The 13,465-nt window shown below is 44.5% G+C and carries 12 protein-coding genes; 2 read left to right on the top strand and 10 right to left on the bottom strand.

What is annotated here, in order from left to right; translation table 11 throughout:
- Positions 1-119: 119 nt before the first annotated feature.
- The 4 genes from R2Q78_RS00305 to R2Q78_RS00290 form a co-directional block, all read right to left on the bottom strand.
- Positions 120-1,301 (bottom strand): FecR family protein, encoded by a 1,182-nt coding sequence (locus tag R2Q78_RS00305; protein ID WP_316787787.1) that lies wholly within the window; start codon positions 1,299-1,301, stop codon positions 120-122.
- A 75-nt stretch (positions 1,302-1,376) separates the two neighbouring features.
- On the bottom strand, positions 1,377-1,541 hold the full coding sequence (locus R2Q78_RS00300; RefSeq protein ID WP_316787785.1) for a hypothetical protein: 165 nt from the start codon (positions 1,539-1,541) through the stop codon (positions 1,377-1,379).
- Between the two features lie 66 nt (positions 1,542-1,607).
- Positions 1,608-2,207: an RNA polymerase sigma factor gene (locus R2Q78_RS00295; protein WP_316787783.1), complete on the bottom strand. Its 600-nt coding sequence runs from the start codon at positions 2,205-2,207 to the stop codon at positions 1,608-1,610.
- Positions 2,208-2,332: 125 nt separating this feature from the next.
- On the bottom strand, positions 2,333-2,716 hold the full coding sequence (locus tag R2Q78_RS00290; RefSeq protein WP_316787781.1) for a hypothetical protein: 384 nt from the start codon (positions 2,714-2,716) through the stop codon (positions 2,333-2,335).
- Positions 2,717-2,874: 158 nt separating this feature from the next.
- Here R2Q78_RS00290 and R2Q78_RS00285 point away from each other — a divergent pair, with 158 nt between their 5' ends.
- Positions 2,875-3,723 carry a LytTR family DNA-binding domain-containing protein gene (locus R2Q78_RS00285; RefSeq protein WP_316787779.1) on the top strand — a complete coding sequence of 283 codons (849 nt, stop codon included), beginning with the start codon at positions 2,875-2,877 and terminating at the stop codon, positions 3,721-3,723.
- A gap of 7 nt (positions 3,724-3,730) precedes the next feature.
- Here R2Q78_RS00285 and R2Q78_RS00280 read toward each other — a convergent pair whose 3' ends face one another.
- Entirely contained in the window at positions 3,731-6,550 is a 2,820-nt protein-coding gene (locus tag R2Q78_RS00280; RefSeq protein WP_316787777.1) for a thiopeptide-type bacteriocin biosynthesis protein, read from the bottom strand.
- A gap of 196 nt (positions 6,551-6,746) precedes the next feature.
- Between R2Q78_RS00280 and R2Q78_RS00275 the strand changes: the two genes are divergently transcribed.
- Positions 6,747-7,847 carry a hypothetical protein gene (locus R2Q78_RS00275; RefSeq protein ID WP_316787775.1) on the top strand — a complete coding sequence of 367 codons (1,101 nt, stop codon included), beginning with the start codon at positions 6,747-6,749 and terminating at the stop codon, positions 7,845-7,847.
- A gap of 263 nt (positions 7,848-8,110) precedes the next feature.
- On the opposite strand, the gene R2Q78_RS00270 is transcribed toward R2Q78_RS00275, so the two are convergent.
- Genes R2Q78_RS00270 through R2Q78_RS00250 form a run of 5 tightly spaced genes read right to left on the bottom strand, consistent with a single transcriptional unit; the run spans position 8,111 to position 13,249 of the window.
- Positions 8,111-8,908, bottom strand: a complete 798-nt coding sequence (locus R2Q78_RS00270; protein WP_316787773.1) for a hypothetical protein — start codon at positions 8,906-8,908, stop codon at positions 8,111-8,113.
- A gap of 40 nt (positions 8,909-8,948) precedes the next feature.
- Positions 8,949-9,746, bottom strand: a complete 798-nt coding sequence (locus tag R2Q78_RS00265; protein ID WP_316787771.1) for a hypothetical protein — start codon at positions 9,744-9,746, stop codon at positions 8,949-8,951.
- 33 nt (positions 9,747-9,779) lie between these two features.
- Positions 9,780-10,658 (bottom strand): PorP/SprF family type IX secretion system membrane protein, encoded by an 879-nt coding sequence (locus tag R2Q78_RS00260; protein WP_316787769.1) that lies wholly within the window; start codon positions 10,656-10,658, stop codon positions 9,780-9,782.
- A 12-nt stretch (positions 10,659-10,670) separates the two neighbouring features.
- Entirely contained in the window at positions 10,671-11,231 is a 561-nt protein-coding gene (locus R2Q78_RS00255) for a gliding motility-associated C-terminal domain-containing protein (protein ID WP_316787767.1), read from the bottom strand.
- Positions 11,232-11,242: 11 nt separating this feature from the next.
- A complete protein-coding gene (locus tag R2Q78_RS00250; protein WP_316787765.1) occupies positions 11,243-13,249 on the bottom strand; it encodes a hypothetical protein in 2,007 nt (668 codons plus the stop codon).
- Positions 13,250-13,465: the final 216 nt, after the last annotated feature.

Raw genomic sequence — 13,465 nt, 5'->3', positions numbered from 1 at the left:
TAGCCCATTTGGCCGGTGGTGTGTGAAGACACTACCGGCTTTTTATTTTGGTGGCCAAAATTCTTTCTCTCTTTTTCTCAGGTCATATGCTTTCTGCTTAGTGGAACAATGATGGATTCTTAGTCGGGATTTATTATGAGTATTTTTTGGGTTCCTTGCTTTTCAATGCGGAATTTTATGGCGCTCAGCTCGAACATCTTTAGTACGGTGGAAAGATTCTCTTTACGCTCGATACTTCCTGTAAACTGGTCTTTTGGAATTGGACCATTATACCTGATCTCCAGGTTATACCATCTTCCCACTTGGCGCATGATCACAGGTATTTGGGCATCTTTAAATTCAAATAATCCATTTCTCCAGGCCATTGCTGCTTGCAGGTTGGCAGGGGCTACAGCTAAATGCTGGTTATGGGAGATTAAAGATTGCTGGCCAGGTTTCAGTATAGCATAGTTTCCACTGGTATTAACCTTTACTGATCCTTCCATCAGGGTAGTTACCTGAGCAGGTTCATCTGCGTAGGTATTAATGTTGAAATGGGTGCCCAGCACTTCAACCCGCTGCCCCTGAGATTCGACGATAAATGGTTTGTTTTTATTTTTGGCAACCTCAAAATATCCCTCACCTTTGAGGAATACCTTTCTTTGTGTTCCGTTAAAGGCTACAGGGAATTGCAAGGTGGTACCGGCATTCAGCCAGACTTTAGTCCCATCCCTTAAAATCAGCTGGTACTGTCCGCCAAGTGGCGTCTCTATTGTATTTACAGCGTTTATGCTTTCTTTATTTATAGCCTGGTATTCAATAAGACTATCGCCAGTCTTGACAACACCTTTCCCAGCTGTGGCAAGTAATCCGTTTGCCGCTTTGCCCAGGTCAATCCTTTCACCATTGGCAAGAGTAAGGATTGCTTTATTAGATCCTGCACCTACATCGCTTACCACTTTACTTTGCTCAAACGAAGGCAGGATGAAGATTTGTTTTCTGAGTAACAATGCGAAGGAAGCCACAAACACCGCTATAACTGCCGCAGGCAGCCAATAGACGGATAACTTAGACCTGCGCTTTAATCCTTTCTTAACCTCCGCTAAGGCGACCTCAGATTCTTCTGTATTCCACTTTGAAATACCGGCAGTTCGCTTTTGCTTATCGGTAAGCTCATCAAAGAGTGTTAGATTTTCCGGAGCCTGGCTTTTCCATTGCTCCAGTTCAGCAATTTCCGCAGTTGATAGGGTGCCATTGCTATAACCAGCGATCAAATAAATGATGCGTTGAGCTTGCTCGATATTACGGGGATGAAGATTCATTGACAGGGCTTTTACCTGCAATACGTTGCGAACCCCTAAAAGTAACCTATAATGATTTTGGTTATTTTTGCTTTACTAAGAAAAGGCTGCATAGTCATTCCCTTCAGCATCTTCTAACGTCTTAACGTCAAATTCTAAAATGCCTGAAATATGGATTTCCAGCTGTTGACAAGTCTGTAATGCCGCTCTTAAAAGATTTATAGCCTGTAATTGTTGTTCAGAAAACTTTCGATCAGACATGGTATATCATTAATAGCTTGAAATTAAAGGAAATTAACGATAGTGGGTATGAATAAATTTATATCATTACCTGGCTTTTAAAAACAACATGAGCAATAGTAACGCATCCCCCGATAACGAGCTTCGAAGTACTTTCAGACCCCGGAATTTATAGTTTTTGACTACCTGGTTGCTAATGTTCATTTGTGCAGCTATCTCATCATTGCTTAGCCCATCAATATAGCTCAGCGTAAGTACCCGGCCCCATTGAGGCGGCAGGCCGTTGATGGCGCGGTACACCTCGGCCAGCACTTCGGACCGGATCATTTCCTGCAGGTATGCTTCCGTTTCGCGTAAGGACTCCAGTGATGCGGCCTGCTCGGCGGTCGTACTATTTTTTAGCTTTTTTAAATGATCGAGGCAACCATTATGTAGCGAGCGGTATAAAAAGGATTGCAGGTGTTCCCGGCTTTCAAAGGTGACCTGCTTGTTCCATAGCCTGATAAACAAATTAGAAACTACGTCGTCGGCATCTGAAGTGCCGGCAAACTTAGCAGCTACAGCCTTCATAGGTTGATGGTATAAACGAAAAATCTGGTCAAAATCTTTCTCCCTACCCATGTTTACAGGAAAATTAATTTGTCCGGTCGAATTGATAAAAGTCATCTGGTTCTGTTCATTCCTCATGCCATACTTGTGTATAGCACTGTCCCTTTTACTATTGACTAATTTAAATAAAATTATATACAATGTCAATAGTCAGGATACAAAAAAGGCCGGTAATGGCCGGCCCTTTCTACAGCAAGAAAACGCTATGGTACAAATAGCTGTACGGAAAATGTACCGCTGGCGGCTATCCCGGTCAAGCTATTGTATTCCAGCAGCACCGTACTATCTGTCCGGCATATCTTACTTGAAAAATCATTCGGATCAATTCGTACCGGCCTGATCAGGGATATCGGTAATCGGTAAGACAATGCTATTGAAAACTGACCTCCAGTATCATTGATCCAGTCGTTACTGATGTTGTTCAAATAACCGACCTGATCAGTATCCAAAATAAACTGATTCTGCAGCCAGCCTCTGAAATTTGCTTTTGCTGCATCAGCCTGTAATTGTAATGCCGGATCACTCAAATCATAAAGTTCTGCAATCTTCAAGGATACTCCTTCTTCGGTAAATGGTTGTTGTGCCATAGTAATAGGGATTATAGTGAACCAGCTAAAATAACATTCGCACATATTCCTTCTCTGGAATGGCTTAATTGTAACTAACATGTTACGTCTTGTATGGCCTATCATAAATCTGAATACCGAAATTTCTCGCTTGGTTATTAACGAGCTATTGCGTGTGTATGGAGCAAACGAACCCTTCCGAACCTATTAGGTACAAAGATCTTTATGTCAGAATTTCCGCTTCAGTAATTGCAGCACATATCATTGTCATTTTTGGTGAGCCGGATTCAACCTTTGAGATACTTTTAAAAAGCTACTATTACCCGGCTTTCGGGATCAGCTTCGTCATTGCGTTTCTACTGATCTCCTATGTGCATTGGGTTACGAGCTTTCTGGATAAACGTAAGGACTGGGAACATCATTTGTTTTCAAGAGCGCTACTCCAAGTATTATTGGGCTTTATTGCACCTGCATTCCTGGCCTTTTTCCAGGCTTGGTATTACCTGAAGCTGCGTGGCATCAACATCCTAAAGACCACTTACGTCAGTCACGATTTCCAGTATATCTTATTGATGCTGGTTATCCTGAACGCCTACTACATCGGCTTCTATTTTTTCCTGCGATGGAAGCAGGCAGAACGAAGAGCGGCCTTATTGAAAGCAAGCCTCATCAAAAGCCCTGTTGATCCCAAGGAGCAGTTTTTAGTAAGCGGCGGCACTAAAAACGTGCTCATAGATTACGATGCCATTTGCTTTTTTTACCGGCAGGACGAAAGTAATCTGCTCCGAACCTTTCAGGACGAAACCTATTACATCTCCCGGCCCCTTGATGATGTCCAGCAAGATCTTGACCGACGTTTTTTCAGGGTGAACCGTCAAATGATCATTAACCGGAAGGCGCTTAAAAACTATAAAGCAATTGAATTTGGAAAAATTCAAATCGAGCTGGAACCGGCACCTGCTGAGCCGGCGATAGTCAGCCAGCGAAGAGCAAAGAGTTTTAAAGAATGGATGAAAAGTGTATCGTAAACGCATTTTATAAATCTTTGGCCGCACTAAGAGCTGCATTCCTTCGCAGTTCTTTATTTAAAAAGTAATAAAGGACCATTTCATGTGTTCGTTGATTGGCCGTAAACAACCTGTTAACATGCATATGAAAAAGGTCTCCTAGTAATGCTCCTCTTTTTGTAGCTGCACAATCTTTTAAGACAAGTATAAAACTCTCGGAAAATTTGGAAAATGCTTCGCTGTGCTGCCTTTTAAGCATGAGTTCCTGCTGCTTACAATAGGCCTGATATTTTTGATTGAGCATTTTAAAGTCGGCAGGAACAACCTGATGTTCCCTGTTGAATGCCTCAGAGAAAGAATCGATCAACTGAGTGATTTCGAAATCCGAAAATATACCTGCCGCTGCGATGGCCATAACCAGATCAATACACCGCTTATACTTATAACCGGGATCGGACTCATCTTCCAATAACGCTAACACATACCTGCTATCAGTATGGAAATGCTCCTCTACCTGTTCCATGAGCTCAGCACCATAACGGGCTATTTCTCTTTTATATATTCTAAGCTTCACATCAGCAACAATTCCGGTTGCAATTTCTGGGTTCAGCATTGAGGTAAAAGATGCTGTCAGGACATATCCCCTGGTTATATCTTTCAGCAGAAAACGGACGCGAAGGTGATGACCATTTTCTGAATACCTGATGAAGAACCAGGAAGCAAGGTCTGCTGAATGCTTGTTCACAAAGGAGGTGACATAGGTCTGCAGGATCATGTTTGCCCTTTGGGGATGACAGTAGATTTCAAAATATAGCCATTCCGAACCGGGAGCATAGTAGGGCAGAACTTTCTTTTGAGCGTCGTGATCTGCTTCTATGGGAGGAGGTAAGGAACTGTAAATTTTTTCCGTATGGAAAATGCTCATCAGAAACTGTACAATAAAAGGCCTTCCTGCTTCATCCCGTACAACAGGCTCATCGGGGATCAATACCTCTTCTATGTCTGCCGTCTTTTGTTTTTGCATGTACAGCAGAAATACTGCAATGTCTTCATCGGAGCTGGTATCAAAACACAGTGTCATGTCACTGAATCCGGTCTTAAAGTACCTTCCCACGCCCAACGCTTTCAGGCATGCCCGGCATTGTGCGATGCCGATGCTTTTTTTATTTTCATCGATCAGCTCATCCTGCTTAACCTGCCAGATAGCCGGACTGACAACGATGTTTTTGTATTGCACTCTGGGGTAGGCCTTCTGTCCGGGGAATAACGTTTTTAAAAAGAAATACGGATGTGCGTGGATCTCCTGGTACTGCAAGTCACATAAGAGCCTGAACAAAGAAAGGTCGGACTTGGTATGGTTGTAGGCAGATGCCAATCGCGGAACCAATCTTTGATTCATGGATTTTGATCGCAATACTACCTGGTCATTTCTAACAGAGATCAGTATATCCCTAAGTGAAAGCGGGGCTGTTGAAGTATCATAATTCAGAATAGCTAATTGCAGATCATAAATGGAGCTGCGCCGGTTGATGTTATCTATTTTATTTCCTACCAGGTAGCCAATATCAAAAAATAGCACACCTGGATTGGCCTTCGTTTCTACGGCGGCGTTGTCCCTGGCAAGCTGGTTTATATTTTCATTGTTGAGTGTAAAACGCCCGATTAATGAGTTGGCCGTGCATCCTCCAAGATGATCCAGCCAGACCTGCCCATCAGCCAGGCTGAACAGGGTGCTAAAAGTATTAGGTAAGGATGGAGCAGTTCCGGTTGTTTCCATTTTTAACTGCTCCAGGTCCAATATATTTGACATCCCATTCTGCCGGCTGGTCAGACAACCTCGCATGGCGGTGCTCAGTTTTTCTTTGCTGGTATCGCTATCTTTTAACTTTCGCTGTTCAAATTGCATAATAAAATCATCGCCATCTGCTGCCTGTTCAAGACCTCCATAGCCACATCCCAGCTCAGGATCTAAAGCCTCCATGATTGGTATTTCAAGCCCTTCAAACTTTTTTAAAAACTGGGCTCTAAAATGGCTGAGCGCTTCGATATCTGACACCGGAACAATGCGCTGCAGTAGGGTAATCAGGTCAGCAAGATGCCGGAATGCCTTTTTATCGATGCTCCCATCTTTATAGGCGCGACGGGTAAGCTGATATACTGGTCCATCAAGCGCATGCGCTTTCACACGCTGGAAATAATCTTCTCCTATAATATTGGGCGCATTAGAGATAAACAGCATTTGGAGCTGTATCATTTCTTCAATCAGTTGAAAATAGCCTTCCTGATCATTCAACTCTTTATTCAAATTATTCATTAAATTTTTAAACAGAATTGGTGTTTTACAGTGGCTTAAAATCTCGACAACCAGATCATCTTTTATGTTTTCATGAATCTCATACCCGTCTTCAGCGTAAATGATATATCTCATGGCGTCAGTAGTGAAGTAATAAGTACTATTTGCAAATAGCCAAATATCAAGCCTCATACGATCGTTGGAATGCCCGGCAATTTTATCTTTTAAAGTCCAGTCAGCGAAAGTATCTACCTGTTGCGTATTGCTTACAGTAATGGCCTTGGGTTCTGCCAGATCAAAGCTACCAACCCCGGCAAATGTCCCATAAGGGGTACAGCGGTACCTGGCGCGGTTGAAATACTTCCAAACAGTGAGATAAACATTGGGTGGAAGATCCGCTAAAGCTTCAGCTGGCGTATCCTTTATAACATCATAAAAAACGTCTGATGAGAACCGGATCGCTTCTTTTAATTCTTCCCAACAGTCCTTCAAATTTGACTGGTACGAGAACTTTGGAATTCTATAGATGATCCGGGGTTGCAGGGTTATCTTCATAAATCTCAATACGATTAGAAATTTCAGAAAGTAACCTGTTGCACATAAATTCTTCGGGGCTGATTTAACGGGAATTTAAAAGCCAATAAATAAACTCCGGGGGTAAAGGCTTTGCTGATTGTATACCCCATACAATCAGCAGAAAGAAAATGATAAAAAAATGATCTAGTTTTAATAACCCTCTAAAGAAACATTTATGTCTAGCCGAATTGTCGCATTCGCCTTTCTTCTGCTTTTGAAGAGCGCTCTTTCTGCATTTGCACAGCAGCGAACCGCTATTGACTATTACAGACTGATCAATAAGGCGGAGCTTGCAATATGTGACAGCGATATTGATCGTTCCTATAAGTTGTATACCGAAGCCTTCAAAATCAATAAAAATAAACCTTTCAGTAGAGACTTGCTGAATGCGTTTCACTGCGCTATGGACACCCGGCATTATCCTGCTGCAGAACGTTATTTAGCCAGGCTGTTAGCCCGCGGAATCAATGAAGAGACGCTGGCTAATTTGAAAAAAAGCTACACCGGGTTGGATTTGGAAAGGATTAACAGCTTTATCACTAAGTACCCCAATCAAACAACCAAAAAGAATGTTATGGCCGACAGCATTGACCGGCTGACGGAGATCGATCAAAGTGTACGGCATTATTTCCAGTCTCACAGAACAGACGGAAGATATATGAATGACTCTGTTCGACAGGTTGACAGAAATAATGCGGCAACACTATTCAGAATGTTTGTTCAATATGGGCTTCCTGATGAAGACGAAATTGGCACATTCGACAACAATCCCGGATCATTGCCACGATATTGGGTAATCATAGCCCATAACCGGTATGATGTAGACGTAGAAAACCCAACTGATTTTGATACGATGCTATACAAAGGCATCTTTAGCTTTGCTGTGAATGCCAATTACCTTATTGATGTATTGAATACTGAAGACGACAATGGTTTTTTTCCTGATCATAAATTCCGCTATAAATCAACCGTCATAACCATGCCATTAACCGTCGAATTTGGTGCCTACGGATTTGGCAAGGAGCGGGAGGTATGGCCCAAATACCTGCACCCCGATGTGGAAAAAAGAATCAATAAAGATCGCAGTTCATTCGGGCTGGGAACGCTGGACGACCAGAGAAGAAAATTTTTATTCAGTGAGGCGCACTTATCTGACAAATATGAAAAGTACAGCATTAAGGCCTTGCCCGTCAGATTTAGAGAAGCGCAGACAGACGAGGAGCGCGACGAGATGAAGAAAGGATACCTGAAGTACAAACCGGCCTTACCTCGATGAACACTTACTACATTTCACAACTATCTCATTGTACCTATATCCACAGTCTCCAGCAATGTATTATGTTCAGCACCCATCTTGTCAAATAGATTCAATCAATACGATACCTGAATCGGATCACGCTGTAGGAGAAGTAACTTCTTATTTCCAATGTCTTCGTCTGTACCGGTTGTCATGTTATGACAACTTCAAAGGCAATGGGCGATGAGGAACAATAAAACTAATTGTCCACTCATCGTTTTAGTTTTTTTATTGCAGAGTCCCTACCAATAGGTAATTATCCCACCGGCCGTTGCCCACGAAACATCGCCAGCAGCCTCGATACTGAATTCGCTGTCAAAAATCCATCCGATTGTTACGGCCAAAGCATCCATTGTTACAGCCGCCTGTACCGCCAAAATCTCTTTGAGCCACTTGGGCATCTCATCCTGAAAATTATGCTTCAATCGATCACGACGTTCATACCAGTACGTTGATGAATATCTGGCCACAGATGTTGTCATAAGTAATCCCTGCTTTTCCTGATCACTTAATTTATCACTCAGGATTTTTGTCTCTAAGTTCTTCACAGTTTGCAAAAAGCCAGGTACATTTTCTATGTGCTGCATCGCGATTAGAAGCGTCTTTAAATGTTCACGGTACCTTGATGAATGCGCTTTCAGGTTGATGACATTATCGAAATTGCATTTTAAGCCGGTTTTCAGAACATCTACTATCTTATTGTAGTTTTGGGCAATGTCCCTATCACCTTTCCTGGTATAACCTACAATAAAGGAATGAACTGCACCCCAGTCATTCTTTCCTGTTTTGGCGACAAAATCTTCAGCTGCATCTAATATCTGGTTATGCTGCTGCCCTGCATAATCAAACATGTTTTCGGGGTTGGCGACATGGTAACGTTCATACATCTTTGCCTGATCGGATGTTGACAGGATATTTCCTGAAATCTTGGATGGATTTTTTCCGCTTTTCACCTCTTCTGCCTCCTGGCCTTTCTGGCAACTGCTCATGGACAATACTGCCAGGCAGCCTGCCAGCGTCAATATTTTTACTTTTTTCATTGTTAAAGGATTTATAGTTTATAAAATGCCGGATTCTTTATTACCAATTGTCTCTTATTCCATCGTTGACAAACGATGAAAATGCTGAAGCATCCTCCGAAGCCGTTCTGCTGAATGTGATCATGCCCAACGTTGCCGACATCATATCACACGTCACCGCTGCCTGCCAGCGCACTATTGCATTGAGCCACCTGGGCATCTGATCATTATGTAATGGAACCTTTGGCCTCCTTTCATACCAATAAGCACCGGAGTAGCGGGCCACTGAGGCTACAGAGAGCAGCGCTTCCTTATCTTGATCCTTTAAATCACTATTACTGATCTCCTCTTCCAACCCTTTCACTGCCGGGATAAATCCGTTCCAGTCAGCAGGCTTTTCCACTCCTGCTACGATCTGCCTGAGTCTTCTTACGTATTTGTCACAAACAGGCGTGCAGCCGGGATAATTAAAAATAGTGGTATAATCGTCCTGTTCTGCCTTTGCCATGATGGGCTCCATAAATGCAAGGCTTTCCGTGAGATCGATACCCTGCTGTTTACAATAGTGGATAATGAAAGCTTTCTTTGCCGCCCTGCTTCCATCCCTGGTAACTTCCATATGCTTATCCAGTGCGTCCAGAATTTCATTGTGCCGCCGTCCACTGTCATCATACGGATTGCTGTTGTTTGCAACATTTGTCCAGGACTGTAGCTGTAAACTATTATCCCTGTTTGCTATCAGCGCAGCCTCTTTTTTTTCATCCGCCCGCTTCATCACTGCTGGTTCATTAACTTTCTGACAGCCATAGGCCACGGCCAGCAGTATTACCGCCAGCATCAACATTTTTACTTTTTTCATTTTTAAAGGATTTATAGTGTTTATTATTGAATTTTATCTGAAACTGTATTTGACAGCGACTTCAAACTGCCCGTTACTGTAGCTTTTCAGGTCACGGGTGGTATTGGTGTATTGAGCGAGGATGGATAACTTTTTCTCATGAATGTTACCAATCCCGAAAGTGATGCTGCCCGTGCTGTGGTAGACGACACTACCCATCAGCTTGCCATTTTGAAATCCCACATTGACGCCAGCATCCCAGATATCAGCTTCATGCTGTACGCCCCGGTAGACGAGCATCGGACTAACCACCGTTTCTACAGCAGTGTAGATACGGTAATGGTAACTTGCTCCTGCCATATACAGATAGCGGTCTGCTATTTCCCTGAACTCCCGATTTAAAAAACGTTTCAGGTTTGGCAAGGAGCCCTGCACGGTCAATACGCTGTTGCGGAAAGCTATCCCAAAGTCGCCGTCGAGGTAGCTCCCTCGTTTATTGAAATCATACAAGCTTTCATCTTCCAGGTCGCCCTTCACCCGGTCAAAGTCTATCCGGTCGTTTAAAAAGCCGCCGGTAAGCCCCAGATCCAGAAAGCTTTCCTCATAATCCAGCGGTAGATGATAGGCATAGGCAATCTTTACAACGGTGCGGCCTATCACGCCAGCGCGCTCTTTGTAACATAATAGTCCTGCGCCCACCTTTCCTTCTCCTGATCCGTATGCTAAGGTTAATGACTGAATCAAAGGTCCTCCGTCAAAGTCGGTCAGCTGGGCCGATATTGCCCCGCTTACTGCCCAGCCTTTATCAACGCCGGCCAGCGCCGGGTTGCCCAGATAAGGGTTAAAGAAATACTGGCTTCCCTGTGGGTTTAGCTGCGCTCTGCCCGACATGGCCAGCAGCACCGCAAATACTATCATTGTGAATGTTTTCATTTTCTTGTGTACTTAAAATTGATCGTGAATGATGCTGATAAATCCCTTTACATTTCCGGCGAGCTTACCCAGCTCCAGGATAAAATAATAGGTGTCCTCATTCAGCATACGTCCGTTAACTTCTCCTCCCCAGTTGTTCTGATAGTTCCTGGTTTTAAACAGCGCCCTGCCCGCACGGTCATAGATAGTGAGGATGTGTTCCGGGAACTGGTCAAGGCAGCGGAACAACAGGTAATCATTGCGGCCATCACCATTTGGCGTGATCACGTTATTGATCTGTTCAGGCTGATCACAATTACCGCCAGTTGGTGTTTCGGGTTCAGACTTTAACGGCGTCAGGGGTTGCAAAAAACCTTGTGTATATTGATACATCGGTTGAGCGAAGGTTTGGACCAGCACCATTTCCCCGAAGTTAAAATCGAAGTATTCCGCGCCTATCATTGCATAGTTTCCGGCAGCATTGATTATGCTGGGCGGTTCAGGCAAAGCCGTGTGCTGCGCTTTACTTTTTTCAATCTGAAAGGCTACCTGTAACACGGTCAACAGGGATGCCACTAACAATAATCTGTTCATAACCCTGCTGCTTAAAGCTGACCTATTACTACCCAATCCGTTCCATCGCTTTGTACGGTGTAGCCGCGTGATCCCGGCGTACCGCTCAACGTAATCATCGTCACTTTCAGGCCCGCTATACGGAAATTGCCGTTAAGCTGCGCATCCATCAACTGGTCATTGATCAGGTGATAAATTCTCCCAATGTTATTCGGTGCAGCAGGGGGGAGATTAAGATTCCCTTTCACCAGGATCGTGAAATCCCTGTCCGCTACTACGCCGCCGCTCATGGTTCTGATCGGACTGCTCACCGAGCCAAAGACCTGTAGCGTGCTGTTTGGCGCCACTGTATGCTGACCGATACCGGTATCACCTGTTTTGAGAATGGTCAATACGTTGCTACGCTGGGTGGGATGATTAGGATCTCCATTGCCAACTTGCATGATCGTTTCATCCCCGGTTGTCATCGCATTATTGGTTCCGGCTAAGAATTGGTAATTGCCTGAAGCCACCAGGTTACCACCCATTGTAGTAGACATGTAGCCGGTGATTTTATTAGTACTTCCAAAAGATGTACTGTAGTTACCGATGACCTCAGATAATGTACCAAACACCGTGCTTCGGCTTCCGCTGGCAATATTGTTTGTACCGAATGCCGTAGAATGTGTCCCCGAGACTGTATTCTCCTGTCCGAATACGGTGGCATTCAACGCGGTTGCTTTGTTGTTTTGACCAAATGCCGATGCATTGGTACCGCTCGCAGTGGTAAGGTTTCCCGAGGCTAAAGAGCCGGCACCTACCGGCGCGTCTACCTGCGGCTGACCGAAGCGAACAGCGCCCCGGACATCCAGCGGAGCGATTGTGGCTTTTGTATAAATACCCACGCTTCCCATCTGGTAAATATTTTGGGTATTACCGCTTGCTCCCTTTTGGGTCTGCTGGTCATACCAGGGCTCAGAAGAGGAAGCACTTGACCTGTCCTGCCACTCAACCGTGCCGCTTGAATCGGTGCCTAATATTTTATCCTTACCGCCGCTTTTGATCTTTGATTCCGTGACCGCTTCATTTGCCAGTTTTACCGTGGAAACTGCCCCTGCTTTTATGGCAACGGATACCTCCTTTAATACGGCACCGTCACCCCCGGTAATATCAAGTTCCGCCGATGTGATCTTCTTTGCGGAGCTGACCGCTTCATCATTTAATGTGCTGGCAATCCATTTTGTTCCGTTAAACATCAGCACCTGATTTTCTTTGACGCCTATAGTCTGAAGCGGCTTACCCTGCAAACCGTTTACCAGTGGATCAGGATAATTGCCAGTAAGGTCTCCACCTGCCGGACCGTTAGCCAGTCCGGCCGGTCCCTGGGCGCCGGTTGCGCCTTTAGGCCCCTTCAGGCTGTTGAGGTATTCGATCAGCGTACCGGTATTACCCTGTTCAAGCCAAAGTTCATACGCGGATTTACCCGTGCTGCCAATATCTCCCTTATCACCTTTTTCACCCGGTTGTGAGCTTCCATCTTTACCTTTCAAGCTATTGAGATAGTCAATTATCGTCCCGGTATTGCCTTGCTCCAGCCAGAGTTCATAAGCAGATTTTCCTTTATCCCCCTTTTCTCCTTTTTCACCCGATTCGGCATTTCCTGCATAAAGCGCGTATGGCACACTGAGCAACTGTGCTGTACCTGCAGGTGCGTAATTGATGCCGCCCTGTGGATCGATCTCGACCTTAATGAATTTGGGTCCCTTTCCCCAGCTAACCGAGGCAACCGACCCTGTAATGCTACCGGCACCGCTGCTGCCGATCTGGACACTGTACAGACCAAAAGCGTTGGTCATGACACGGCGGCTTTCCCTGTATTGAGCGGCGCCGTTTTCGCTGCCATCCAATATGCTGATGCGTAAACTGATCTGCCTGCCGGCGATGGGCTGGCCGCTGCTGCTGCGGGCTGCGCCCTGATAATTGAATTGTGCTGGCGCCTGGGCTATGGCAAGCTGACTAAAAAGAGCCAGCACCAGAATAATGAGTAAATGCTTTTTCATTGTTTTGAGTTTATAGGTTAATAACTCTTGCAAAGCTTCCGCTATCAGTCCAAAAGACTTATGTATTTCCTATTCGTGAATAAAGATTTTTGAATGATAAGGCTATATACTCATTAAGATTCCGGTCTGATACCCTTTGCCTATAAATCACTTTTAGCCCGTAACTGGGAGTAGTAGATTGACCTGTACAATTAGTTCGCGGGCCCGATCATATTT

The organism is Pedobacter frigoris (assembly GCF_032678645.1).
Classification (GTDB): domain Bacteria; phylum Bacteroidota; class Bacteroidia; order Sphingobacteriales; family Sphingobacteriaceae; genus Pedobacter; species Pedobacter frigoris_A.
This window is presented reverse-complemented; position numbering and strand designations above follow the sequence as displayed.

Excerpts from the sequence above, each read along its gene's own strand:
- R2Q78_RS00260 (WP_316787769.1), bottom strand. The coding sequence starts at position 10,658 with ATGAAAACATTCACAATGATAGTATTTGCGGTGCTGCTGGCCATGTCG.
- R2Q78_RS00290 (WP_316787781.1), bottom strand. The coding sequence starts at position 2,716 with ATGGCACAACAACCATTTACCGAAGAAGGAGTATCCTTGAAGATTGCA.
- R2Q78_RS00255 (WP_316787767.1), bottom strand. The coding sequence starts at position 11,231 with ATGAACAGATTATTGTTAGTGGCATCCCTGTTGACCGTGTTACAGGTA.
- R2Q78_RS00280 (WP_316787777.1), bottom strand. The coding sequence starts at position 6,550 with ATGAAGATAACCCTGCAACCCCGGATCATCTATAGAATTCCAAAGTTC.
- R2Q78_RS00265 (WP_316787771.1), bottom strand. The coding sequence starts at position 9,746 with ATGAAAAAAGTAAAAATGTTGATGCTGGCGGTAATACTGCTGGCCGTG.
- R2Q78_RS00270 (WP_316787773.1), bottom strand. The coding sequence starts at position 8,908 with ATGAAAAAAGTAAAAATATTGACGCTGGCAGGCTGCCTGGCAGTATTG.
- R2Q78_RS00305 (WP_316787787.1), bottom strand. The coding sequence starts at position 1,301 with ATGAATCTTCATCCCCGTAATATCGAGCAAGCTCAACGCATCATTTAT.
- R2Q78_RS00250 (WP_316787765.1), bottom strand. The coding sequence starts at position 13,249 with ATGAAAAAGCATTTACTCATTATTCTGGTGCTGGCTCTTTTTAGTCAG.
- R2Q78_RS00285 (WP_316787779.1), top strand. The coding sequence starts at position 2,875 with ATGGAGCAAACGAACCCTTCCGAACCTATTAGGTACAAAGATCTTTAT.
- R2Q78_RS00275 (WP_316787775.1), top strand. The coding sequence starts at position 6,747 with ATGTCTAGCCGAATTGTCGCATTCGCCTTTCTTCTGCTTTTGAAGAGC.
- R2Q78_RS00295 (WP_316787783.1), bottom strand. The coding sequence starts at position 2,207 with ATGAGGAATGAACAGAACCAGATGACTTTTATCAATTCGACCGGACAA.
- R2Q78_RS00300 (WP_316787785.1), bottom strand. The coding sequence starts at position 1,541 with ATGTCTGATCGAAAGTTTTCTGAACAACAATTACAGGCTATAAATCTT.